The sequence below is a fragment of the Inquilinus sp. Marseille-Q2685 genome (genome assembly GCF_916619195.1).
Classification (GTDB): Bacteria; Pseudomonadota; Alphaproteobacteria; order DSM-16000; family Inquilinaceae; genus Inquilinus.
Genome location: NZ_CAKAKL010000007.1, coordinates 311,474 through 335,818 on the forward strand (window position 1 = coordinate 311,474; position 24,345 = coordinate 335,818).

19 protein-coding genes are annotated in these 24,345 nt (G+C 71.1%); 12 read left to right on the forward strand and 7 right to left on the reverse strand.

The window, feature by feature from the left end; genetic code table 11:
* Both LG391_RS27255 and LG391_RS27260 read right to left on the reverse strand, forming a co-directional pair.
* Entirely contained in the window at window positions 1-891 is an 891-nt protein-coding gene (locus tag LG391_RS27255; protein ID WP_225771200.1) for a DUF72 domain-containing protein, read from the reverse strand.
* A gap of 113 nt (window positions 892-1,004) precedes the next feature.
* Window positions 1,005-2,159 carry a porin gene (locus LG391_RS27260; RefSeq protein WP_225771201.1) on the reverse strand — a complete coding sequence of 385 codons (1,155 nt, stop codon included), beginning with the start codon at window positions 2,157-2,159 and terminating at the stop codon, window positions 1,005-1,007.
* Between the two features lie 266 nt (window positions 2,160-2,425).
* Here LG391_RS27260 and LG391_RS27265 point away from each other — a divergent pair, with 266 nt between their 5' ends.
* Window positions 2,426-4,015 (forward strand): gamma-glutamyltransferase family protein, encoded by a 1,590-nt coding sequence (locus tag LG391_RS27265; protein ID WP_225771202.1) that lies wholly within the window; start codon window positions 2,426-2,428, stop codon window positions 4,013-4,015.
* An 87-nt stretch (window positions 4,016-4,102) separates the two neighbouring features.
* Window positions 4,103-4,840 carry a creatininase family protein gene (locus LG391_RS27270; RefSeq protein WP_225771203.1) on the forward strand — a complete coding sequence of 246 codons (738 nt, stop codon included), beginning with the start codon at window positions 4,103-4,105 and terminating at the stop codon, window positions 4,838-4,840.
* On the opposite strand, the gene LG391_RS27275 is transcribed toward LG391_RS27270, so the two are convergent.
* Window positions 4,813-6,579 (reverse strand): VanW family protein, encoded by a 1,767-nt coding sequence (locus LG391_RS27275; protein WP_225771204.1) that lies wholly within the window; start codon window positions 6,577-6,579, stop codon window positions 4,813-4,815. The two genes, LG391_RS27270 and LG391_RS27275, sit on opposite strands and share 28 nt — an antisense overlap.
* A 153-nt stretch (window positions 6,580-6,732) precedes the next feature.
* On the opposite strand from LG391_RS27275, the gene LG391_RS27280 reads away from it, so the two are divergent.
* From LG391_RS27280 to LG391_RS27290, 3 genes are all read left to right on the forward strand, one after another.
* Window positions 6,733-7,692: a GlxA family transcriptional regulator gene (locus LG391_RS27280; RefSeq protein WP_225771205.1), complete on the forward strand. Its 960-nt coding sequence runs from the start codon at window positions 6,733-6,735 to the stop codon at window positions 7,690-7,692.
* Window positions 7,693-7,798: 106 nt separating this feature from the next.
* Window positions 7,799-8,722, forward strand: a complete 924-nt coding sequence (locus tag LG391_RS27285; RefSeq protein WP_225771206.1) for a 3-keto-5-aminohexanoate cleavage protein — start codon at window positions 7,799-7,801, stop codon at window positions 8,720-8,722.
* On the forward strand, window positions 8,712-9,689 hold the full coding sequence (locus LG391_RS27290) for an L-carnitine dehydrogenase (RefSeq protein ID WP_225771207.1): 978 nt from the start codon (window positions 8,712-8,714) through the stop codon (window positions 9,687-9,689). Before LG391_RS27285 ends, LG391_RS27290 begins: the two co-directional genes overlap by 11 nt.
* Before the next feature lie 123 nt (window positions 9,690-9,812).
* Here LG391_RS27290 and LG391_RS27295 read toward each other — a convergent pair whose 3' ends face one another.
* Both LG391_RS27295 and LG391_RS27300 read right to left on the reverse strand, forming a co-directional pair.
* Complete coding sequence (locus LG391_RS27295; protein ID WP_225771208.1) at window positions 9,813-10,931, reverse strand: hypothetical protein; 1,119 nt, start codon at window positions 10,929-10,931, stop codon at window positions 9,813-9,815.
* A 76-nt stretch (window positions 10,932-11,007) separates the two neighbouring features.
* Window positions 11,008-11,946: a DMT family transporter gene (locus tag LG391_RS27300; protein ID WP_225771209.1), complete on the reverse strand. Its 939-nt coding sequence runs from the start codon at window positions 11,944-11,946 to the stop codon at window positions 11,008-11,010.
* A 351-nt stretch (window positions 11,947-12,297) separates the two neighbouring features.
* Here LG391_RS27300 and LG391_RS27305 point away from each other — a divergent pair, with 351 nt between their 5' ends.
* The 4 genes from LG391_RS27305 (at window position 12,298) to LG391_RS27320 (ending at window position 17,024) form a co-directional block, all read left to right on the forward strand.
* Entirely contained in the window at window positions 12,298-13,836 is a 1,539-nt protein-coding gene (locus LG391_RS27305) for a sugar ABC transporter ATP-binding protein (RefSeq protein ID WP_225771210.1), read from the forward strand.
* 214 nt (window positions 13,837-14,050) lie between these two features.
* Window positions 14,051-15,028: an ABC transporter permease gene (locus LG391_RS27310; protein ID WP_225771211.1), complete on the forward strand. Its 978-nt coding sequence runs from the start codon at window positions 14,051-14,053 to the stop codon at window positions 15,026-15,028.
* Window positions 15,025-15,999: an ABC transporter permease gene (locus tag LG391_RS27315; RefSeq protein WP_225771212.1), complete on the forward strand. Its 975-nt coding sequence runs from the start codon at window positions 15,025-15,027 to the stop codon at window positions 15,997-15,999. The genes LG391_RS27310 and LG391_RS27315 overlap by 4 nt, the downstream gene beginning before the upstream one ends.
* Window positions 16,000-16,022: 23 nt before the next feature.
* On the forward strand, window positions 16,023-17,024 hold the full coding sequence (locus LG391_RS27320; RefSeq protein WP_225771213.1) for a substrate-binding domain-containing protein: 1,002 nt from the start codon (window positions 16,023-16,025) through the stop codon (window positions 17,022-17,024).
* 112 nt (window positions 17,025-17,136) lie between these two features.
* On the opposite strand, the gene purN is transcribed toward LG391_RS27320, so the two are convergent.
* Together purN and LG391_RS27330 are read right to left on the reverse strand one after the other, a co-directional pair.
* Window positions 17,137-17,742, reverse strand: a complete 606-nt coding sequence (purN, locus tag LG391_RS27325; protein WP_225771214.1) for a phosphoribosylglycinamide formyltransferase — start codon at window positions 17,740-17,742, stop codon at window positions 17,137-17,139.
* Window positions 17,739-18,773 carry a LacI family DNA-binding transcriptional regulator gene (locus LG391_RS27330; protein ID WP_225771215.1) on the reverse strand — a complete coding sequence of 345 codons (1,035 nt, stop codon included), beginning with the start codon at window positions 18,771-18,773 and terminating at the stop codon, window positions 17,739-17,741. Before LG391_RS27330 ends, purN begins: the two co-directional genes overlap by 4 nt.
* A 150-nt stretch (window positions 18,774-18,923) precedes the next feature.
* Between LG391_RS27330 and LG391_RS27335 the strand changes: the two genes are divergently transcribed.
* The 3 genes from LG391_RS27335 to LG391_RS34895 all read left to right on the forward strand — a co-directional run bounded on the left by LG391_RS27335 (window position 18,924) and on the right by LG391_RS34895 (window position 24,213).
* Window positions 18,924-20,012 (forward strand): hypothetical protein, encoded by a 1,089-nt coding sequence (locus tag LG391_RS27335; RefSeq protein WP_225771216.1) that lies wholly within the window; start codon window positions 18,924-18,926, stop codon window positions 20,010-20,012.
* A gap of 118 nt (window positions 20,013-20,130) precedes the next feature.
* Entirely contained in the window at window positions 20,131-21,375 is a 1,245-nt protein-coding gene (locus LG391_RS27340) for a glycerate kinase (RefSeq protein ID WP_225771217.1), read from the forward strand.
* Window positions 21,376-21,558: 183 nt separating this feature from the next.
* On the forward strand, window positions 21,559-24,213 hold the full coding sequence (locus LG391_RS34895; RefSeq protein ID WP_304608569.1) for an S-layer family protein: 2,655 nt from the start codon (window positions 21,559-21,561) through the stop codon (window positions 24,211-24,213).
* Window positions 24,214-24,345 lie beyond the last annotated feature (132 nt).

Consider the following 24,345-nt stretch of genomic DNA (forward strand, 5'->3'; position numbering starts at 1 on the left):
TCAGCGGCCCAGCCGGTCCTCGACCCGGCGAATCAGCCCCTTGGCATCGGCCGGGGCGCGCACCTTGGCGTCGTTGTCGAAATAGACGTAGACGTCGCGCCCGGCCCGCTTCGGCCCGGGCCGGTCGATCACCCGCTCGGCGTCCTTCGGCTCGCGCCCGATGGCCCAGGCGGCCACGCGGTCGGCCCAGGTGTCGAGCGCCGCGTCGTCGTAGCCGCTGACATACAGCTGCTCCGACCCGTGCAGGCGGCAATAGACGAAGTCGGCGGTCAGGTCCATGCGCCGCGGCCAGTCCACCGTGTCGGCGCAGACCAGAGCCACGCGGTAGCGGCGCAGCAGCCGGATGAAGGCGGGATCGAGGAAGCTGTCGTGGCGGATCTCCATGGCGTGCCGCATCGGCCGCTTGCGGTCGGTCCTGGTCCAGGCCCGGCCGGCATAGCGCTCGTCGTGACGGCGGGCGATCTCCGCTGCGGCCTCGGTGTCCTTCGGCAGCAGCTGGAAGAAGGCCTCGATCCGGTCCTGGTCGAAGCGGAAGCTGGGCGGGAACTGCCACAGGATGGGCCCCAGCTTCGGCCCCAGCCGCAGCGGCCCGGAGGCCAGGAAATTGGCCAGCGGCGCCTCCACCTCGCGCAGACGGCGCAGATGGGTGATGTAGCGCGGCCCCTTGACCGCGAAGACGAAATCCTCCGGGGTCTCATCGGACCAGCGGGCATAGCTCTCCGGCCGCTGGGTGCCGTAGAAGGTGCCGTTGATCTCGACGGTCGGAAAGCTCTCGGCGGCGAAGGCCAGCTCACGCTTCTGCGGCAGGCCCTTCGGATAGAACACGCCGCGCCAGGGCCGGTAGGTCCAGCCCGAGATCCCGATCCGCACCTGTCCGGCCTTGCTGCCCATCGCGCTCCTCCGGTGAGGAAACGCCGTAAGAAGTAGTGCCGTGCCCCAAAACAAAGAGGGCGGCCCCTGGCGCCGCCCTCGAGTTCGCTGGGTAATAGGAGGTCAGGTATCGATCAGAAGGAGAGGGCCAGGCCCGTGGTCAGGGCGGTCGCCTCATAGTCCCGGCCGAAGCGGAACTCGTTCCGCTCATAGGCCAGCTCGGTGAAGCTGTTGAGGCCCGGGGCGATGTTGTAGAGGAACGAGCCGATGACGCTGTGGTTGGTCTTCAGGTCGGCGCCGTCGGTGAAGGACGATTCGAGGCCGTTGTTCTTCTCCGCCGTGGTGTAGGCATAGCCGACCGAGGCGACGAAGGGGCCGCTGGCGTAGGACAGGTCGCCGGTGATCGAGTCGATGGCCTTGTCGGCGCGGAAGGTGCTGGAGAAGTGCACCCAGTTGACGCTGGCACCGAACCCGCTGGAATGGATGAACTGGCCGCCGAGGCTGTAGGCCTCGTAGTCGTGGTTGCCGCTGACGCCGTTGCCGTTGCCGGCCGAACCGCGCAGGGTCACCGTGCTGCCGTCGAAGGTGTTGGTGTACTGGACGCCGGCGGTGACGATGTTCTCGTAGCGGGTGCTGCCGTCATTGGTCAGGTCGTTGCGGCCGCCGTTGCCGGCATGGCCGTTGCCGCCCGCGACCGGCGTGAAGTCGACGCCGAACGAGAAGCCGGAGAAGCTCGGCGAGGTGTACTTGACCTTGGTGTCCTTGCCGTTCAGGCCGCCGATGCCATAGCTCGGATCCACGGCGTAGAAGGTGTCGGAGCCGCCGAACAGGTTGAACTTGCCGTCCAGCCCGTCGCCCCAGCCGGCGCCGAGGCCGAGCTTGCCGTTCAGCGTGTCATGGACATAGACGTAGCCGAAATCGGCGATGGCGTAGGGCGCGTCGCCGAGGGTGACGGTGCCGAAGCCGCCCTTCACGTAGAGATAGGTGCGGTCGATCGTGACGTCGTTGCGGCGGTCGACGTTGTTCATGCGGATGCGGGCGCCGTATTCCAGGCCGGAATCCGTGACGTTCTTGACGTCGAACTGCAGCCGCGCATTGGACACGAAGTCATAGTCGCGGTCGAAGGTGTCGTCGGCGGTGTTGCTGATCGACAGGCCGGCCATGAAGCCGATCCAGCCGCTGATCTTCAGCGACAGGCCCGAGGTGACGTTCGCATCCGCCGCCTGGGCAATACCAGTCCCTCCCGCGGCGGCCGCAAGGCACACCCCGAGCAACAAAATCTTCCGCATTTTACTTCCCCTCGCGTGTCAGGCGCGTTTCCCCCCAAGTGGAATCGCGGCCTTTTTCTGTGACGGGGCGGCTTATACGAAGGCAGCTGTTCCAAATCAATCATCAGGTGCGACGAAAAATTCGTGTGTGCGCAAATTTCATAAAATCGTCACGGCGTTCCCGCAGGTGATGCGAGCAGGCCGTTCCGGCTTGCGGCGTGGCCCGGTTGCCAGCGGCCGCCGCGGCCGATATCAACAACCGATCGAAGCGAGAAAGGACACGGCGGATGCAGCGGGATTTCGGCCAGCCGGGGCGCTCGGCGCTGATCGCGGGCGAGGCGGCGATCGCCACCTCCCACCCGCTGGCCTCGGCCACCGGGCTCGAGGTGCTGATGGACGGCGGCAACGCGGTCGATGCGGCGCTCGCCGCGGTCGCGGTGCAATGCGTGGTCGAAGCCCACATGACCGGCATCGGCGGCGACTGCTTCGTGCTCTATGCCCCGGCCGGGAAGGACGCGCTGGCGCTGAACGGCAGCGGCCGCGCCCCGCGCGCCGCCTCGGCGGAGGCGCTGGCGGCGCAGGGCCTCTCGGCCATCCCGCAGCGCAGCCCGCATGCGGTGACCGTGCCGGGCGCGGTCTCGGCCTGGTGCCGGCTGCATGCCGAGCACGGGTCGCTGCCGCTCGACCGTCTGTTCGCCCGCGCCATCCTCTATGCCGAGGAAGGCTATCCGGTGGCCCCGCGCGTCGCCTGGGACTGGGCCGAGGATGCCGGCTTCCTGGCCGGCGACGCCGGCTGCCGCGCCGTGTTCCTGCCTGGCGGCCGGATCCCGGCGGTCGCCGACCGGCATGCCCAGCCGCTGCTCGGCGCCCGGCTGCGCGACATCGCCGCCCGCGGCGCCGCCGCCTTCTACGAGGGTGCCGTGGCGGATTCGCTGGTCCGCTTCCTGCGGGCCCAGGGCGGGCTGCACACGCTCGACGATTTCGCCGCCGGCCGTGAGGTCGCCAACTGGGTCGACCCGATCCGGCTCGACTACCGCGGCACCGAAGTGGTGGAGTGCCCGCCGAACGGCCAGGGTTTGGCGGCGCTGATGATCCTGGGCCTGCTGGCCGGCCAGGATCTCTCGGCGGAGCTGCCGGAGGCCGACCGCATCCATCTGCACGCGGAGGCGACCAAGATCGCCTATCACCACCGCGACGCGCTGATCTGCGACCCAGACCACCTGCCGCACGACCCGCGGACGCTGCTGTCGGAGGAGGTGCTGGGCACGCTGCGCCGGCGGATCGACCCGAAGCGCGCCGGCCAGCCGGCGTTGTGGACCGAGCCGGAGCACCGCGACACGGTCTATCTCTGCGTCGTCGACCGTGACGGCAACGCCGTCTCCTTCATCAACTCGATCTTCGACAGCTTCGGCAGCGGGCTGCTCGACCCCGAGACCGGCGTGCTGCTGCACAGCCGCGGCCGGTCCTTCCGGGTCGAGCCGAAGCACCCGAATTCGATCGGGCCGGGCAAGCGGCCGATGCACACCATCATCCCCGGCCTGCTGCGCCGCGGCGGCCGTACCGCCGGCGTGTTCGGGGTGATGGGCGGGCACTACCAGGCGGCCGGCCAGGCGCAGTTCGTGTCCTCGGTCGTCGACCGCGGCCTCGACCCGCAGGCGGCGCTGGACCTGCCGCGCAGCTTCGCCTTCGACGGCGTGCTGCAGCTCGAGACCCGGATCGGCGAGGCGGTGGCGACGGACCTCGCCGGCCGCGGCCACACGGTCGAGCGGCGCGACGAACCGCTGGGCGGAGGCCAGGCGATCCTGATCGACCATGAGCGCGGCGTGCTGATCGCCGGCTCCGACCCCCGCAAGGACGGCTGCGCGCTGGGGATCTGACGACGCCTCGCCGCTGACCGGCGCTTTCAAAGGAACTCCCGGGCCGCTCCCGGATTGGACAAGGCGAGCCCAGGAAACGGAGGACCCATGCAGCTTCAGCTCAGCTCCTGGCCGGAGATCGAGGCCTATCTGAAGACCTCGCGCGGCGCGATCATGCCGATCGGATCGACCGAGCAGCACGGCCCGAACGGGCTGATCGGCACCGATGCGCTGTGCGCCGAGGGCATCGCCCGCGGCGTCGGCGACAAGACCGGGGCGGTGGTCGGCCCGACCATCGGCGTCGGCATGGCGCATCACCACATGACCTTCCCGGGCAGCATGACGCTGAAGCCGTCGACGCTGGTGCTGGTGATCCGCGATTACGTCATGGCGCTGGCCGAGCACGGCTTCGAGCGCTTCCTGTTCGTCAACGGCCATGGCGGCAACATCGCCACCATCCAGGCCGCCTTCTACGAGATCTATTCCGAGCGGCGCGCGCTCGGTAGCCCGTCGGTCCGCTGCCGCCTGGTCAACTGGTGGGACAATCCCGGCGTGCAGCGTCTGTCGAAGGAGCTGTATGGCGTGGCCGAGGGCAGCCACGCCACGGCCAGCGAGGTGGCGGTCACGCAGCACCTGTTCCCCGACCACATCAAATCGGCCGAGCTGGACCCGCCGATCGCACCGTCGGGCCGGTTCTACGACGCCGCCGACTACCGCCGGCGCTTTCCGGACGGCCGCATCGGCTCCAACCCCGGCCTGGCGACGCCGGAGCACGGGAAGCAGTTCTACGACGCGGCGGTCGAGGCGATCGCCGGCACCTATGCGGAGTTCCTGGCCGAAGCCTGAAGCCGCTGGGGGGCATCGCCGAGCGCCTGCAGCAGCGCCTGCCGCAGGGCCGCGGCGTCGTCTTCCGGCACCAGGGTGACGCCGGGTCTCTCGTCGAGGCCGCAGGCGGCGGTGGCGATCACCGGGATGCCCAGCGCCAGGGCGCGCAGCAGCGCCCGCGGCTGGTGCTCGACGATCGCCGGCAGCACCACCGCCGCCAGCGGGGACGGCCAGGCGCCGCCGGGCACCGTCCGGGCCGAGACGTTGCGCCAGAACGGCTTGTCATGCTCCCGCGCCCGGCCGGTGACGGCCAGGTCGATGTCCAGCCCCTCGACCGCGTCGCGCAGGGCATGGGCGCCCTTGCGGCCCAGCGGCGAGGCCGGGAACAGGATGGTGCGGCCGCCGATCGTGGGCGTGGGTACGGCAGTCACGTCCGGCAGCGCCCAGTCCAGATGCACCGCCCGGTCCGGAAAGCGCGCGGCGATGCCGGCATGTGGGGTGTACAGGCGGGGCGCGGCGGCCAGCGCCCCGGCGTCCGCCGCGACGATCTCCTCCGGTGCCCGGAAATCGCCCAGGGTCGGGCTTTCGGGATGGCGCGTCAGGGCCCGGTCCAGCCGCGCCTGCAGCGCCGCCAGCGGCCAGCGCTCCATCAGCACGTCGAAGCTGCGGCCTTGCAGGCAGCCGAGGCGCCAGAGATGCGGCAGCAGCCCCTGGCCGACCACCAGATGGGTGTGGCGGTAGGACAAGCGGCCGGCATAGGCCTCGGCGAGCCGCCGGTCGAAGTCCAGCATCGCCCGCGGCAGGGCCCCGCCCCCCGTCGGCAGCCGACGCAGCGCCCGGGCGCGGACCAGCGCGACCAGTATGGCGCGGTCCTCGCCGCCGGGCAGCTCCGGCCAGGCATAGCGGGCCCGGGCCGGCCAGCGCATCGGCAGGAACAGCCTGTCCTCCGGCCCAGACTGGGCGCGCATCAGCGCCGCGTATTCCGGCCAGCTTCCGTCGACCAGCCAGGCGGTCGGCCGCCGCGTGACCGCCGCGCCTTTGGGCACGTGATGGACGCAGCCTTCGCGGGCGCAGCCGACGCAGTCATGCGCCGCCTCGCGCGGGGCAGGGAAGGGGATGACGATTCCGGCAGCCGGGGCGGCGGCGCTGCGGAAGCGGATCTCCAGCTCCGACGCCGTCAGCCGGGCCTCGATGCGGAAGCTCGCCGGGCTGCGGAAGCGCAGGTCGACATAGTTCCAGAACACGGTGGCGTCGCGCCCGGCCGCGGCGCGCGACCCCGGCACCAGCCGGCTGTGGGCGTGGCGCTCGACGATCTCGAACCCCGTGGCCAGCGCCGCCTCGTACAGGCCGTTCGACAGCTGGCACAGCCCGCCGCCGGTGCTGGCGACCAGGCAGCCCTCGCGCAGCTCGCGCCCGGCGACGAAGCCCCGCCGGCGGGTGGCGCGGCCGACCTGCCGCCAGAAGCTGAACCCCGTCCCGGCCGGCACCACAACGCCGTCGAGGACACGCACGGCCAGGCGCAGATTCTGGATCTTGCCGGCGGTCAGGTCGTGCTCGCCGGTCCCTTCGGCGCCGGACCACAGCGGCGACCGGATCTCGGTGACGACGGGAGCATCGCGCAGCGCCTCGGCCCGCCGGTGGCGCGCCGGCCGGCTGCGGATCTCGGCCAGGGTCCGGCGGGTGCGCAGCAGCGCGGCCTTGGCCCGGAAGGCCAGTGCGCTCCAACGTGACGGAACCCCGGAATCCGCAGGCAGTGCCATGATCGTCTCTACCCCCGTGCCTGACCGGGCCAGTGGATCAGGGGAAGATGGCCGGACGATGTCGCCGCCGTGGCCGGCCGGGCGCCATGCGGTCGGACTTGACGTCCGGCCCCGTCGGCTTGATGAAAGGCGACGCTTCCGATCGGGCCCGCCATGACGACCGACGCCCCCCGCCGCATCGGCTTCCTGCTGCTGCCGCAGTTCTCGATGATGGCCTTCGCCTCGGCGATCGAGCCGCTGCGCGTCGCCAACCGGCTGTCGCGGCGGCAGGTCTATCGCTGGACCATCTTCTCCGCCGACGGCCTGCCGGTGCCGGCCTCGAACGGCCTGCCGCTGCCGGCCGACGCCGTGGCCGGCAGCCAGGACGACCTGCCGATGCTGATCGTCTGCGCCGCCTTCGAGCCGCTGGCCGCGGTGAGTCCGGCGCTGACCCGCTGGTTCCGCCGGCTCGACCGCGCCGGGGCCGTGCTCGGCGGGATCGACACCGGCTGCTTCGCGCTCGCCTCCGCCGGGCTGCTCGACGGCTATCGCGCCACCGCGCATTGGGAGGCGCTGGACGGCTTCGCCGAACAGTTCCCGCGGGTCGAGGCGCGCGCCTGCCTGTTCGAGGCTGATCGCCGCCGCCTGACCTGCGCCGGCGGCACCGCGGCCTTGGACCTGATGCTGCAGATCATCCGCATGGATCACGGCGCCCGACTGGCCGCGGCGGTGTCGGAGCAGTTCATCTACAACACGCTGCGCCATGCCGAGGACCGGCAGCGCCTGTCGGTGCCGCGGCAGCTCGACATCCGCGACAGCCGCCTGGCCAGGATGGTCGAGATCATGGAGCGCAACGTGGCGAGCCCGATCGCCGTCACCGCCCTGGCCCGCACCGTCGACATGTCGCCGCGCCAGGTCGAGCGGCTGTTCACCCGTCATCTCGGCCGCGGCCCACAGGGCTTCTACCAGTCGCTGCGGCTGCAGCGGGCGCGGTCGATGGTGCAGTATTCCGACGACCCGTTGCTGGAGGTGGCGGTGGCCTGCGGCTTCGGCAGCTACGAGCATTTCTGCCGCTGCTATCGCCGCGAATTCGGCGTGCCGCCCAGCCGCGACCGCAGGGCGTCCGCCGCCTAGCGGAAAGCGTCAAGCGGCTGTCGCTCCCGATCAAGGTCCGGGCAGCCGCGCGGGCGTAGCCTGACCCGGAGGCCGGTTCGCCGGCGATACGGGGAGGTGGCGGGCGATGGCCCTGCAGACTGACATCAACCGGCGCGTGATCGTGACCTGCGCCGTCACCGGCGCCGGCGACACGGTGGGCAGGCATCCGGCGATCCCGGTGACGCCGCAGCAGATCGCCGATGCGGCGCTGGAGGCGGCGAAGGCCGGCGCCACCGTCGCGCATATCCATGTCCGCAACCCCGAGACCGGCAAGCCCAGCCGCGACCCGGCGCTCTACCGCGAGGTGGTGGACCGCATTCGCTCCAGCGGTGTCGACATCGTCATCAACCTCACCGCCGGCATGGGCGGCGACTTGGTGATCGGCCCCGAGGACAACCCGACCAAGTTCGGCCCCGACACCGACCTGGTCGGCGGCGTCGCCCGCCTGCCGCATGTCGAGCAGCTGCTGCCGGAGATCTGCACCCTCGACTGCGGCTCGCTGAATTTCGGTGACGGCTCGCTGGTCTATGTCTCCACCCCCGACATCCTGCGGAAGCAGGCGAAGCGGATCCAGGAACTGGGCGTGAAACCGGAGCTCGAGATCTTCGACACCGGCAACCTGTGGTTCGCGCGGAAGATGGTGGAGGAGGGGCTGCTCGACGCGCCGCCGCTGTTCCAGCTGTGCCTCGGCATTCCCTGGGGCACGCCGCCCGACCCGCGGATGATGCTGGCGATGCGCGACATGCTGCCGGACGGCGCGGTCTGGGCCGGCTTCGCCATCGGCCGGCTGCAGCTGCCCTTCGTCGCCCAGGCAGTGCTGCTGGGCGGCCATGTCCGGGTCGGGCTCGAGGACAACCTCTATCTCGACAAGGGCGTCTACGCCTCCAACGGCAGCCTGGTCGAACGGGCGCGGACCATCATCGAGGCGATGGGATCGAAGGTGATGACCCCGGCCGAGGCGCGCAGCCATCTCGGCCTCAAGGCGAAGGGGCAGGCCCATGCCGCGTGAGATCCGCACCCTCGGCATCGTCGGCGGCGGCGTCATCGGCAGCGGCTGGGCCGCCCGGGCGCTGGCCCGAGGACTGAACGTCGTCGCCTGGGACCCGTCGCCGACCGGCGAGCAGGCGCTGCGCGACGCCGTCGCCAATGCCTGGCCGGCGCTGACCCGGATCGGCCTGGCCGAAGGCGCCGACCCGGACCGGCTGGTGGTCCTCGGCTCCGCCGAGGCGGTCGCGGCCGAAGCCGATTTCGTGCAGGAGAGCGCGCCGGAGCGGATCGAGCTGAAGCGCAGGCTGCACCACGCCATGGCCGAGGCCGCGCCGGCCGACGTCATCCTCGGCTCCTCCTCCTCCGGCCTGCTGCCCAGCGAGATCCAGGAGGGCGCGCGGCATCCGGAGCGGATCGTCATCGGCCACCCGTTCAACCCGGTCTACCTGCTGCCGCTGGTCGAGGTTGTGGGCGGCAAGCAGACGGCGCCGGAGACCATCACGGCGGCCTCGGCCTTCTACGCCTCGCTCGGCATGAAGCCGCTGCATGTGCGCAACGAGATCGACGGCTACATCGCCGACCGCCTGCTGGAGGCGCTGTGGCGCGAGGCGCTGCACCTGGTCGCCGACGGCATCGCCACGACCAGGGAGATCGACGAGGCGATCTGCTTCGGCGCCGGCATCCGCTGGGCCTTCATGGGCACCAACCTGACCTATCACCTGGCCGGCGGCGAAGGCGGCATGCGGCACATGCTGGAGCAGTTCGGCCCGGCGCTGGAGCTGCCCTGGACCAAGCTGGTGGCGCCGAAGCTGACCGACACGCTGATCGACCGCATGGTCGAGGGCACGCGCGAGCAGGCCGGCGGCTGGCCGGTGAAGAAGATCGAGCGCTGGCGCGACGAACGCATCATCCGGATCCTTCAGGCGCTGGAGGCCGCCGACCGCGAGACCGGCCACCCGACCTACGACCCCCGGCCGGGCCAAGCCTGAGCCGCAACCCGATCCCCGCGCCCGCGGGGATGGCGCGGCCGGGACCGATGCGAGCCCCGGCCGCTGTTCGCCTGACTCCGCCCGGCCGGATCCTCCCCCGGCCGGGCGGTCTTTCATCCGGGATCAGCGCAGGCCGGCCCCCGGCTGCCGCAGCCTGGCGAAGGCCGCCTTCAGCCGCGCCGCGTAAGCCGGGTCGGCCGGCGCGGTGGGCGCCGGCGGCCGGCGCCGGGACACCGCGGCGGCCGGTGCCGCGGCCGCGATCGCCGCCCGCTGGCGTACGGCCTCGCCCTCAGTCACCGAGGTGCCGCCGAGCAGGGCCATGTAGGTCTTGGTGTCGTGCTGCTGCAGCACCTCGTCGAGCCAGGGCCCGACCGGGGAGCTCGGGTCGGGCGCCAGCCAGCTGCCCGGCAGCGACTGGCTGTCCGGGATGTCGGTGTAGGACACGCCGCAATGCAGCAGCCAGAGGTCGTAGCCCAGGACCGCTGTGGCGATCGCGACCGGCGCCAGCAGGCCGGGACCGACATCCTCATAGATCAGCGGGATCTGGTACAGGTCGGCCATCGCCTTCGGCACGATGTCGAGCGTGTTGCGGTAGCAGGCCGCGGTCGGAAAGGCGCTGCGGAAGGCCTCGGCAAAGGCCTGGTTGCCGGCGGTCGGCGCCGCGTAGGTCGTGGGCACGATGGACGGGGACAGGCCCTGCTGCCCCAACTGCGACTGCAGCCAGGGCGCCAGAACGGTGGTGACGCAGCCGCCCAGGCTGTGCCCGGTCACCTGCAGCGGCACCTGCCCGTTGCCGGCGGTGCCGTAGAAGCCGGCCAGGAAAGCGACCAGGGACTGCCCGCCCGCGGTCATGCCGGAGACCCGGGACAGCGCATCGGCCGTGCCGTCGGCGATCAGCGTGCCGGTCGCGGCCGTCCAGGGCGGCGCCTGCTGGCTGTCGGCGTCGAGGTCCTGGACGATCTGGTTCCACAGCCCGAGCACAGGCACGTCCCAGTCGGTGCCGCGCACGACGACCGCCAGGGACAGGGTCTGGCCCGACGCGCTGCGGACCGCGACATAGGCGAGGTTGCCCCCGGACGGGTCCTGCGCCGGCCCCCAGGCCAGCGACCAGCTGCCGCCGCCCGATGCCGGCCAGGCCAGCGGAAAGCTGCCGGGGATGGCGGAGGGGTCGAGATAGGAGATCTGGCACAGCTGGAGCAGGCTGATGCTCGCGGCATCAGCCGCGGCAAGTGGAGTGGGCATGATCAATTCCTCGAATTAATAATAAAATTCAGCAATCAGACAATATTATTATAGCGGAAGAACAATATCCGGAAAGCTATTTCACATGCGCCCGCAGGGTCCGGCCGCGGACGCGCTCGCGGTGCATGATATAGAGGCTGGAGGCGATGACGATGCCGGCGCCGAGCACGACGAACGGGTCGATGGCATTGCCGAAGAACAGGCTGCCATAGGCCAGCGCCCAGACGATCATGGTGTACTGCATCGGCGCGATGGTGCTGGCCGGCGCCAGCGACAGCGCCCGCACCACCAGGAACTGGGCCGACCCCATCAGCAGGCCGGCGGCGCCGACGCGCAGCAGGTCGAACCAGCTGGGCAGCTTGAACACGAACAGCGCGACCGGCAGGCTGGTCACCAGCAGCCCCAGCATCACCGCCGTCACCATCACCGCGCGCTGCTCGTCGCGGCTGATCCTGCGCATGATCAGCACCACCCCGGCGCCGGTGAAGACCGAGCCGAGGGCCGAGAGATGGCCCAGCGTCAGCGTCTCGAAGCCGGGCCGCACCATCACCAGGATGCCGAGGAACCCCACCACCACGGCGGCCCAGCGATGGGCACGCACCTGCTCGCCCAGGATCGGGATCGACAGGATCGTCACCACCATCGGGGTGCAGAAGGCGATGGCGTAGACATCGGCCAGCGGCAGGGCGGAGAAGGCGTAGAAGCCGAAGATCGTGCCGATCCCGGCCAAGAGGCCGCGCAGCACGATCAGCCGCGGATGCGCCGCCCGCATCCGGCCCAGCCCGCCGTCGCGCCGCAGCATGATCAGGATCGGGATGCAGGCGAAGGCGACCTGCATCGGGATGATCTGGAAGATCGAGTAGCTGGCCGTCAGCCCCTTCACCAGCGCGTCGCTGGACGCGAACATCAGATTGGCGAAGAGGGAGCAGAGCACGCCGAGCAGCGGCGTCTCGGCGCCGGAGGAGGGGAGGGGCGTCGCGGCGGGAGGCGCCGTGGCCGCACGCACAGGGGCCATCGGGACAGTCTCGTCGCCGCGCCGCCAGAGTCGCATGGTCGTCTCGATCCCCTCCGGGGCGGCGGGCTGCCCGTCCTGCCCCGATGGTCAGACATACGCCTGTGGCCGGAAAACGGGTGGCGAAAGCCGGAAGGGCTGGCATGCGCGCCGGGCGGCCGTCGCGGCCTCGGTCGTGGAAACGTTTTAACAGAGTCGACCCGCAGTGATCCTGCAGGCCGGCGGAACGCATGTTCCGGAATGTCGCTCCACGGATGTTGACGTTCACACGGATTCATCCAAACATGGTCAACGGTCTGATGAATAGGCGCCGGCGCGGGGCATCCCCGGGCGAAGAGCGCCGAGGGGAGGGATGTGAGCGTCCGGGAAACCGCCTCGTCCGAACTGTCCGCGCCGGCCGTGATCGCCGCGGAGGGGATCTCGAAATCCTTCGCCGGGGTCGAGGTGCTGCGCGGCATCGACCTGGCCCTGGCCGGCGGCGAGATCCATGCGCTCCTGGGCGAGAACGGCGCCGGCAAGTCGACCTTCGCCCGCATCCTCGCCGGGGTGCACCGGCCGAGCGCCGGACGCCTGCTGCTGCAGGGACGGCATGTGGAGATCGGCTCGCCGCTCGAGGCGCAGCGCCTGGGCATCACCCTGATCCATCAGGAGCCGATCTCCTTCCCGCATCTCTCGGTGGCGGAGAACCTGTTCATCGGCGGAGCCGACGGCGGGCCCTTCAGCCGGGTGCGCTGGCGCGGCATGGCGGCCGCGGCCCGGCGCCTGATGGACGATCTCGGCGTCGCCATCGACGTGACGCGGCCGACCGGCGGCCTCTCGATCGCCGACCAGCAGATGGTCGAGATCGCCCGCGCGCTGGCCGCCGACAGCCGGCTGATCCTGATGGACGAGCCGACGGCGCCCCTGACCCCGCGCGAGGTCGAGACCCTGTTCGCCATCGTCCGCCGGCTGCGCGACGAAGGCCGCGCCGTGGTCTTCATCAGCCACCGGCTGGAGGAGGTGCGGGCGCTGTGCGACCGGGTCACCATCTTCCGCGACGGCGAGCGGGTGGCGACCGCGCCGGCCGCCGACCTGCCGGATGGCGAGATCATCCGGCTGATGATCGGCCGGCCGCTCAAGGCCTTCCTGCACAAGGAGAAGGCGGCGATCGGCGAGACGGCGCTGGAGGTCGAGGGGCTGGGCCGCGCCGGCCGCTTCGCCGATATCGGCTTCACGCTGAGGCGCGGCGAGGTGCTGGGCATGGCCGGTCTGGTCGGCGCCGGCCGCACCGACGTGGCCCGGGCGCTGTTCGGCATCGCCCCGGCCGATCGCGGCCGGATCCGGGTGAAGGGGCGGGAGGTGGCGATCGCCGACCCGGCCCGGGCGATCGGCCTCGGCCTCGCCTATGTGCCGGAGGACCGGGCGGCCGCCGGCATCTTCCGGTCGCTGCCGGTCGACCAGAACATCACCGCCGCGGCTCCCCGGCGGATCGCGCGGCGCGGCGTGATCAGCCCCGCGGCGGAGCGGGCGGCGGCGCGCGGCGCGATCGAGAGGCTGCGCATCCGCCTGGCCTCGCCGCGCCAGCCGATCGGCGAGCTGTCCGGCGGCAACCAGCAGAAGGCGATCCTGGCGCGCTGGCTGATGACCGACCCGGAGATCCTGATCCTCGACGAGCCGACGCGCGGCATCGACATCGGCGTGAAGGCGGAGTTCTACGACATGATCAACGCGCTGGCGGCGGACGGGCGGGCGATCCTCCTGATCTCGTCGGAGCTGCCGGAGCTGCTGACCCTCAGCGACCGCATCCTGGTGATGTCCGAGGGCCGGCTGACCGCGGAGTTCAGCCGCGCCGAGGCGACCCAGGAGGCGATCATGGCCGCCGCCGTGCCCCGCCGCCGGGCGGAGGGGGCGTGATGCAGCTCTTCCCTGTCCTGTTCCGCTCTCCCCCTTACCCTCCCGTCGCCTGCGGCGCCGGGTCCCTCCCTCTCCCCAAGGAGAGGGGAGGGAGGCGCCGGCACGACACCTCTCCTTGGGGAGAGGTCGAAATCGCGCAGCGATTTCGGGTGAGGGGGTGGCTCCGCCCTATCCCGTTTGAGCCGCCCGCTCCCGCCAGGGTGGAGGCTCCCCGATGACCCGCCTCCTCGCCGCGCGGGAGGCCGGTATCGTGGTGATGCTGGTGCTGTTCTACGCCGCGGTCGGTGCGATCGAGCCGCGCTTCCTGACCTGGGAGACGTTCCGCATCGTGCTCCTGGCCATCCCGCTGATCCTGGTCGCGGCGATGGGGCAGATGATGGTGATCCTGGCCCGCCACGTCGATCTCTCGATCGGCTCGGTGCTCGGCTTCGCCGCCATCGCCGTCGGCATGATCTTCCGCGACGTCCCGGACTTCCCGATCTGGCTCGGCTTCCTCCTGGCGGTCGCGATCGGCGCAGGGCTCGGCCTGGTCAACGGCCTGGTCGTCACCCTGTTCGGGCTGCCGTCGATCATCGTCACCCTCGGCACGATGAGCCTGTTCCGCGGGCTGGTCTTCATCCTGTCCGGCGGCCGGCAGGTCGACCCGAACCACATCCCGCCGGACCTGATCCGCATGGCCCAGACCTCGCCGGTCGGCGTCCCCTGGATCGTGCTGATCGCCCTGGCCGTGGCCATCGCCACCCATCTGGCGCTGCGCCATCTGCGCGTCGGGCGCGAGATCTACGCCATCGGCTCGAACCCGCCGGCGGCGCGGCTGCGCGGCATCCGGGTGGTGCCGGTGACGCTCGCCGTCTTCGCCCTGTCCGGCGCCTGCGCCGGCCTCGCCGGCCTGCTCTACGCCTCCCGCTTCGGCTATGTGAACCCCGGCATCACCGGCGTCGGCTTCGAGCTGACGGTGATCGCCGCCGTGGTCATCGGCGGGGTCAGCATCAACGGCGGCACCGGCAGCGTCGCCGGCACCGCGCTCGGCGTGCTGCTGCTCGGCTCGGTCACCGTGGCGCTGCCGATCCTCGGCATCTCCGGCTTCTGGCAGAACGCGATCTACGGCGCCATCATCATCCTGGCGCTGGTGATCGACCGCTCGGTGCGCGAAGGCGGCTTCGCCCATCTCTGGCGCCGGGGGCCGGCATGACGGTGCTGCCGATGGAACGACCCGCCTTCTCCTGGCGCCGCGCTTTGCTGCGGCCGGAGACGATGACCTTCCTGCTGCTGGTCGCGGCCGCCATAGCCGGCACGCAGCTGTCGCCGTTCTTCGCCGATCTCGGCTTCGTGCTGGAGAGCGCGACCTATTCGATCGAGTTCGGCATCGTCGCCCTGGTCCTGACCATGATCGTGGTCTCGGGCGAGATCGACCTGTCGGTGGCGGCGATGATGGCGCTGTCCACCTGCCTGTTCGCGCTGGCCGCCAAGGCCGGGCTGCCGATGCCGGCGGCCATGGGCCTCGGCGTGCTGGCCGGGGCGGCGATGGGCGGAATCAACGCGCTGCTCGTCACCTGGCTGCGCCTGCCCTCGATCATCGTCACCATCGGCACCATGACGCTGTATCGCGGCATCGCCCAGATCTTCGCCGGCGACCGCTCGATCGGCGGCTTCCCGGCCTGGTTCGTCGGCATCGACTTCGTCGAGATCGGCATCGTGCCGGTGCCGGTGCTGGTCTTCCTGGTGCTGGCGCTGCTGCTCGGCCTCTTGCTCGGCCGCACCGTGTTCGGCCGGCAGATCTACCAGATCGGCACCAGCGAGACCGCGGCGCGGCACGCCGGGATCCGGGTCGACCGCATCAAGACCCTGCTGTTCGTCGCCTCCGGCGTGGTCTCGGCCCTGGCCGGGCAGATGATGGCCTCGCGCCTCGGCTCCGTCCGCTACGACCTGGCCGCGGGGGGAGAGCTGCAGATGGTGCTGATCGTGATGCTGGGCGGCACCTCGATTTTCGGCGGCCGCGGCACCATCGCCGGCACCTTCCTGGCCCTGTGGCTGCTGGTGATCATCCAGACCGGCATGACCGTGGCCAACATCGCGATCGAGGCGCAGCTGACCGTTCTGGGCCTGCTGCTGATCCTGTCGATCGTCGCCTCGAACGCCATCACCGCCGCCCGAAGACGCTGACAAAGCCGAACAAGGAGGAAACCATGCCCCGGACCAAGCTTCTCACCGCGCTGGCGGTCGCCGCCGGCCTGTTCGCCGGCTCCGCCCTCGCGGCCGACCCGGTCAAGATCGTGTACATCCCGAAGAACACCGGGAACCCCTATTTCGACAGCATCATCAAAGGGTTCGAGGACGGCTGCAAGGAGCTGGGCTGCGAGTTCACCACGGTCGCCCCGGCGACGCCGGAGGCGACCTCGCAGATCCCCTTCGTCACCGCCCAGATCCAGCGCGGCGTCAACGTCATCGCCATCTCGCCGAACAGCCCGGACGCGCTGAACCAGATCTTCGACCGCGCCCGGTCGCGCGGCGTGAAGATCCTGGTGGTCAACTCCGACGTGCCGGGCAACGAGGCGCATCGCGACGCCGCCATCCTGCCGGTCGACTTCTCGCAGACCGGCGCGGCCCAGGTCGAGCTGATGGGCTCGCTGATCGGCTACAAGGGCGAGGTCGCGATCCTCTCCGCCACCACCGACGCGCCGGACCAGAACGTCTGGATCGCCGACATGAAGAAGGTCCTTGAGACCAATCCCAAGTACAAGGACATGAAGCTGGTCACCATCGCCTATGGCGACGACGACCCGCAGAAGAGCACGACCGAGACCGAGGCCCTCCTGGCCAACTACCCGAACCTGGCCGGCATCATCTCGCCGACCACGGTCGGCGTCGCCGCCGCGGCCCAGGTGGTGGAGACGGCGGGGAAGGCCGACAAGGTGAAGGTCACCGGCCTCGGCACCCCGAACCAGATGCGCCGCTTCATCGAGAACGGCACGGTCACGGCCTTCCAGCTGTGGAGCCCCTACAACGAGGGCTGGCTGGCCTCCCACCTCGCGGTCGGGGTGCTGGGCGGCAAGATCGATCTGAAGCCGGGCTCGAGCTTCGAGGTGCCGAAGCTGGGCACGATCAAGATCGGCGACAACAACCAGATCCTGACGCAGTCCCAGCCGACCACCTTCGACAAGAGCAACATCGGCCAGTTTAACTTCTGAGGCGTCGTCCGATTCCCACCCATTGTCATTGCCGGGCTTGACCCGGCAATCCAGAGAGCGTCGAGACCTTCTGGATGCCCGGGTCAAGCCCGGGCATGACAGTTGGGGGGGCTTACGGCACCGCAAGCCGGCCTGTAGCGATGCCCTGCAGCACCTCGACGAAGAAGGCCGGCTCGGCCTCGGCGATCCGCTGCTGCAGCGTCTCGACCGTGTCGCCCGGCAGCACCGCGACCTCGCGCTGCGCCACGACCGGCCCATGGTCGTATTCGCCGTCGACGATATGGACCGTCATGCCGCTGACGGTCCGGCCGGCAGCCAGAACAGCCTCGTGCACATGCCGACCGTACATCCCCCGGCCGCCGAACTCCGGCAGCAGGGCGGGGTGGATGTTGAGGATGCGGCCGCGATAGCGGTCGAGCGTGAGGGGACCGACCTTGCGCAGATAGCCCGACAGCACCAGCCATTCGGCGCCTGCTTCCTGCATCGCCCGGCGGATCGCCAGATCGGCCGCTTCCTCGCCGCCTTCGCTGGTCGCGCTGATGTGGCTGTGCGGAACCCCGGCCGCTTCGGCAAAGCGCAGCGCCGGCGCGTCCCGGTTGTTGCTGATCGCCAGGCACGCCTCGCCCGCAAGCGTCCCGTCGGCGATGGCGTCGATGATCGCCCGCATGCTGGTGCCGCCATGCGAGGCCAGGAAGCCCAGCCGCAGACGCCCGCTCATCGCGGCTTCCCCTTCGGCCGGCCGATGGACCCGTGCAGCACCACGCTGCTGCCCAACAGCACCCGGCGCGGCGGGGCGTCCAGGCCGTCCAGCCGCTCCAGCAGCATCCGCGCCGCGGTGGCGCCGACCTCGGCCATGTCGCGGTCGATCACCGTGATCGGCGGGTCGACCAGCTCGGCCAGCACCCGGTCGTCGGCGCCGGCCAGCGACAGGTCCCGCGGCACCGACAGGCCGAGCAGCCGGATCGCGCGCAGGGCGCCCTGGAAGATCTCGTTGCCGCCGGCGATCAGCGCGGTCGGCGGTTTCGGCCCGGTCAGAAGGTCGTGCGCCTCGGCTGCGCCGTACTCCGCCGTCTGGGCGCGGGACCGGATCAGCCGCTCCTCCACCGTCAGGCCGGCTTCGGCCACCGCCTTGCGGAAAGCCTCGGCGCGGGCGCGGCCGGGGCGGATCTTCTCCGACGCCGTGATCAGCGCGATCCGCTTGTGGCCCTGCGCCGCCATCTGCCGCACCAACGTCTCGACCGGCCGGGCGTGGTCGCTGTAGACCACGTCGGCCGCCACCGGCACGTCGCGGTCCAGGATCACCAGCGGCACGCCGATCCGGCCCAGGCGCTCGACCACCGGCGCGTGCGTCTCGTCCGCCAGGGTGACGATCAGCCCGTCCATCTGGCGCTGCTGCGCCGCCTCCAGGAAGGCCAGCTCGCGGGCGGGCGAGCGGTTGGAGGAGACGGCGAACAGCATGTAGCCGGCGGCGGACAAGACCGGTTCCGCCCCGATGGCGACGCGCGAGAACACCGGGTTGGCCATGTCCGGGATCAGGAAGCCGATGGTGCGGGTGCGGCTGGTGCGCATGGTGCGGGCGGCGGCGTTGGGCTGGTAGCCCGTCTCGGCCATCGCCGCCAGCACGCGGGCCCGCGTCGCCTCCGCCACCCGGGCGCTGCCGCCGGCGACGCGCGACACGGTGCCGATCGACACCGAGGCCCGCGCCGCCACGTCGCGGATCGTCGGCCGGCGCGCCGGGAAAACGTTCACAGGGGAAGGCTTCGTGCGATCGGCCATGGCGTGCCGGGATTCTCGCCGGAATCCCCGCCGGCTGCAATCGGCGCATGATGTTGACGTTTACACGCTCGCGCCGCTGCGGCATCGATGCTACCCCGCTGTCAGGCCATCCGGGAGAGGGCGATGATCGAGTTCGGCGTCGATACGGTTCAGATCGTCTTCAACCCGGAAGGCGGCCACCTGCACGATGTCGTGATGCGCTGGCAGGGGCGGGAGATCCGGCCGCTGCACCGGGCGCCCTGGATCGACAGCGGCGAGGCGTTGCCGGACGACATCCCGGTCGGCCTGCGCAACCTGGCCGGCGACTTCTTCTGCGCCCCCTTCGCCGACAGCGACCTCGACGGCGCGCCGGGCCATGGCTGGACCGCCAACGGCCATTGGGGCTTCGACGGCATCGACCGGGAGGCGGGCGGCGTCACCGCGCGCTTCACCCTGCAGGAAAAGGGGTTCGGCGCCACCGTGCGCAAGGCGGTGACGCTGCGCGAGGGCCAGCCGATCGTCTATCAGCGCCATGTCTTCGAGGGCGGCGCCGGCGCGCTGCCGATGGCGCATCACGCCATGATCCGGGCGCCGGGCGGCGCGGCGCTCAGCGTCTCGCCCAAGGCCTTCGGCATCACCCCGCCGACGCCGGTCGAACCCGATGCCGCGCGGGGGCGCTCGGTGCTGGCTTATCCGCAGCGCTTCGCCGGGCTCGATGCCCTGCGCCTGGCCGACGGCCGCACCATAGACGCCTCGCGCTACCCTTTCGCCGAGAGCCATGAGGACATCGTGCAGCTGGCCGAGGCGCCGGGCTCGCCGCTCGGCTGGTCGGCGGCGCTGGCGGCGCGCGAGGGGTTCCTGTTCTTCGGCCTGAAGGACCCGCGCCGGCTGCCCTTCACCATGCTGTGGATGAGCAATGGCGGCCGCGACTACCCGCCCTTCTCCGGCCGGCACCGCCATGTGCTGGGGATCGAGGAAGGCTGCATGTACCTCCATCTCGGCCACCGCGCCTCGATCGGACCGAACCTGCTGACCGCCGAGGGCTATCCGACCGCGATCGCGCTCGACCCGGCGAGGCGGGTCGAGATCGTCTACGCCTTCGGCGCCGTCCCGGCCGAGCCGGGCTGGGACCGGGTCGAGGCGATCGCTCACCGCGCCGGCGAACTCGACCTGCGCATCGCCGGCGGGCCGGCCGTGACACTGCCGTTCGAGGCGGAGCGGATCGGGCTCTGAGACCGCTTTCTCGCAGGGTGGAAGCCCTGCGGCCGCTCGCCTGCGATTCGCTCTTGAACCGCGGCGGGTCCTCGCCTTGGATGGGCCGCCCGCAGCCGCATCCAGAGAAGGGCCGTCCATGTCCGCGTCCGATCGCGCCGTCCTCGAGGCTCTGTTCCAGGCCGCGCTCAGCGCCGCCTATCCGGAGACGCGGATGCGGCACCTGCTACCGCAGCCGCCGAAGGGCCGCACCATCGTGCTCGGCGCCGGCAAGGGCGCGGCGCGGATGGCCCGGGCCTTCGAGACGCTGTGGCTGCATCCCTGCGAAGGCCTGGTCGTCACCCGCTACGGCCACGGCACGCCGACCGACCGGATCGAGGTGGTCGAGGCCGCGCATCCGGTGCCGGACGCCGCCGGCAGCGCCGCCGCCCGCCGCATCCTCGACCTCGCCCGCGGCGCCGGGCCGGACGACCTGGTGGTCTGCCTGATCTCGGGCGGCGCTTCGGCCCTGCTGTCGCTGCCGGCCGAAGGGCTGACCCTGGCCGACAAGCAGGCGGTGAACAAGGCGCTGCTGCGCTCCGGCGCGCCGATCCAGGAGATGAACGCGGTGCGCAAGGCGATGTCCGCGATCAAGGGCGGGCGCCTGGCCGCAGCCGCGGCGCCGGCGCGGGTGGTCACCTATCTGATCTCCGACGTGCCGGGCGACGAGCCGGGCGTGATCGGCTCCGGCCCTACCGTCGCCGGCGGGGCGGACCCGGAGACGGCGCTGGCGATCCTGCGCCGCTACGAGATCGCGGTGCCGGAGGCGGTGGAGCGGGCGATCCGCGCCAACGCCGCGCCGGCCGAGCTGCCGGCCGCCGGCCTCCACATGCTGGCGACCCCGCAGATGGCGCTGGAGGCGGCGGCGGCGAAGGCGCGCGAGCTCGGCCTGACGCCGGTGATCCTGGGCGACGCGCTGGAGGGCGAGGCGCGCGAGGTCGGCCGGGTCCTGGCCGGCATCGCCGAGCAGGCGCTGCGGCACGGCCAGCCGGCGGCGCGGCCCTGCGTGCTGCTGTCCGGCGGCGAGACCACGGTGACGGTGAAGGGGCAGGGGCGCGGCGGCCGCAACGTCGAGTTCCTGCTGGCCCTGACGATCCAACTGCAGGGCCGGCCCGGCATTTCCGCCATCGCATGCGACACCGACGGCATCGACGGATCGGAGGACAATGCCGGCGCCTGGGCCGATGCCGGGACGCTGGCGCAGGGCAAGGCGCAGGGGCTGGCGGCGGCCGAGTTCCTGGCCAACAACGACGCCTACAGCTATTTCGCGGCGCTCGACCGGCTGGTGGTGACGGGCCCCACCCTGACCAACGTCAACGACTTCCGCGCCATCCTGGTGCGATAGCGCCCGGGGCGGGCCGGGGCCGTACGGCCGTGTATGAGGCGCCCCGAGGTCCGGCGTGTGAACCGGCGTCCATTATCCATATCATTCTCGTTCGTAAAATTTTGTTCTCCTCCTCACCCTCCGATGGCGCTTTCCGGAAAAAGCCCGTCATCGGCAACGGATTCGATGGGGAGGTTTTCCGTCATGACCGTCAATGCCAGCTCGCTCACCCGGATCTCGGTCGACGGCAGCGGCACCAGCGCCAACAACATCGCCACCGGCGGCGTGATGTCGGCCGATGGCCGCTATGTCGTGTTCCAGAGCACCGCGACCAACCTGGTCGGCGGTGACGCCAACGGTTTCTTCGACGTCTTCCTGCGCGACACGCTGACCGGCACGACCACGCTGATCTCGACCGCGACCGGCGGGACGCAGGGCAACAACGTCTCCAGCGTCGCCGCGGTCACCGATGACGGCCGCTATGTGTTCTTCAACAGCAGCGCGACCAACCTGGTCGGCGGCGACACCAACGGCGGTCTCGACGTCTTCATGCGGGATACGCAGACGGGCGTCACCACCCGGGTCTCGACCGCGTCGGACGGCAGCCAGGCCAACGGTGCCAGCCAGAATGTCGACGTCACCGGCGACGGCGCCTTCGTCGGTTTCCAGAGCACCGCCACGAACCTGGTCGCCGGCGACGGCAACGGCTTCAGCGACGTCTTCGTCAAGAACCTGGCGACCGGCGCCGTCACCCGCGTCTCGGTGGCGGATAACGAAGCGGAGGCCAACGGCAACTCCCTGGTCGCCCGCCTGTCCGACGACGGCAACCGCGTCTCCTTCGTCAGCACCGCCAGCAACCTGACCGTGAACGACAGCAACGGCGTCGTTACCGACGTCTTCGTCCGCGACATCGCCGCGGGCACCACCACCCTGGTCTCGGTCTCGACCGGCGGCGGATCCGGGGACGGCGCGTCCTCCGGCGCTTCGATCTCCGGCAACGGCCGCTACGTCGTGTTCCAGAGCGACGCGGCCAACCTGGTCGCCGGCGACACCAACGGCGCCACCGACATCTTCGTCCGCGACCTGCAGACCAACACCACCACCCGCGTCTCCACCGCCGGCGACGGCAGCCAGGCCAACGAGCTCTCGGGCCAAGCGGTGATCTCGGCCGACGGGCGTTACGTCGTCTTCTTCAGTCTCGCCAGCAACCTGGTGCAGGGCGACACCAACGGCCTCCGCGACATCTTCCTGAAGGACATGGTGACCGGCACGGTGACGCGCCTGTCCGTCGCCGCCGACGGGTCCGAGCTGAACGACCTTTCGAACACGCCCTCGATCTCGGCCGATGGGCGCACCGTCACCTTCCAGACCCAGGCGACCGACACCGGGGTGGGCGCCGAGGGCAACGGCACCGGCTTCGACGTGTTCCGCGTCTCGCTCGTAGCCTCGGCCGGGGCCGACCGGATGCTCGGCTCCGACGGCAACGACTCGATCGACGGCCTGGGCGGCGATGACATCCTTCTCGGCGGCTTCGGCAGCGACGTGCTCACCGGGGGCGCCGGGGCGGACCAGATCTCCGGCGCCGATGGCTCCGATACCGCCAGCTACACGGCCTCGGTCGCCGGGGTGGTCGTCGATCTCGTCGCGGGAACCGGCTCCGGCGGCGACGCTCAGGGCGACACGCTGTCCGGGATCGAGAACCTGTTCGGCTCCGCCCAGGCGGACCGCCTGTACGGCAACGGCGTCGCCAACTCGCTGGTCGGCGGGGCCGGCGACGATCAGCTCCGCGGCGGGGGCGGCGCCGACATCCTCAATGGCGGCGACGGCTCGGACTTTGCCAACTACCAGGGCTCGACCGCGGCGGTCGTGGTCAACCTGCTGGCGGACAGCGCCTCGGGCGGCGACGCCCAGGGCGACCAGCTCGACAACATCGAGAACCTGTACGGGTCGAGCCATGACGATCAGCTCACCGGCGACAATGCCCGCAACATCCTCGGCGGCGAGCTCGGCAACGACACGCTCATCGGCAATGGCGGCGACGACGTGCTCTCGGGCGAAGCCGGCAACGACACTCTCAGCGGCGGCGACGGCGCGGACCGGCTGGTCGGCGGGGCCGGGATCGACATCGTCCATGGCGGCATCGGCAACGACTCGGTCGATGCCGGCAGCGAGAACGACCAGGTCTTCGGCGAGGCCGGGGATGACGAGCTCCTGGGCGGCGCCGGCGCCGACGCGCTCGATGGCGGCGACGGCAACGACTATCTCGAAGGCGGGGCCGGGGCGGATGCGCTGACCGGCGGCGCCGGCATCGATACGCTGAGCTATGCCGGCTCCTCCGCCGGGGTGTTGGTGAACCTGGCCACCGGCGCGGTCTCCGGCGGCGACGCCGCGGGCGACACCTTCAGCGGCATCGAGCAGCTGCTGGGCTCGGCGTCCAATGACGTGCTGACCGGCGACGCCGGCGCCAACACCCTCTGGGGCGGCGCGGGCGACGATGTGCTCACCGGCGGTGGCGGGGCCGATCTCCTGAAGGGGGGCGCCGGCAACGACAGCTTCGTCTACGCCGCGATCGGCGACAGCGCCGCGGCGACCGCCGGCCGGGATGTGATCTCGGACTTCGCCACCGGCGACCGGATCGACCTGTCCGGCATCGACGCGGACGGCAACAGCGCCAACGGCGACACTGCCTTCACCTTCGGCACCGGCAACTTCACCGGCGTCGCGGGCCAGCTGCGGGTGGTGGATTTCGGCGACGGCCGCCAGGGCGTCTATCTCGACGTCGACGGCGACAGGACGCAGGACGCGATCATCACCATCTATTCCGACCACGTCCTCATCGCGGCGGATTTCGTGTTCTGAGCCCCGAAGGAGGCGCCCCCGGCCGGGCGGCGCTTCCCTCTCCATGCCGCCCGGATCCGGCGATCTCCCTGCCTGACGCCCCGGCCGCGCTTCGAAGCGAAACGGGTGCATCCGTGCGGCCGAACAGTACCC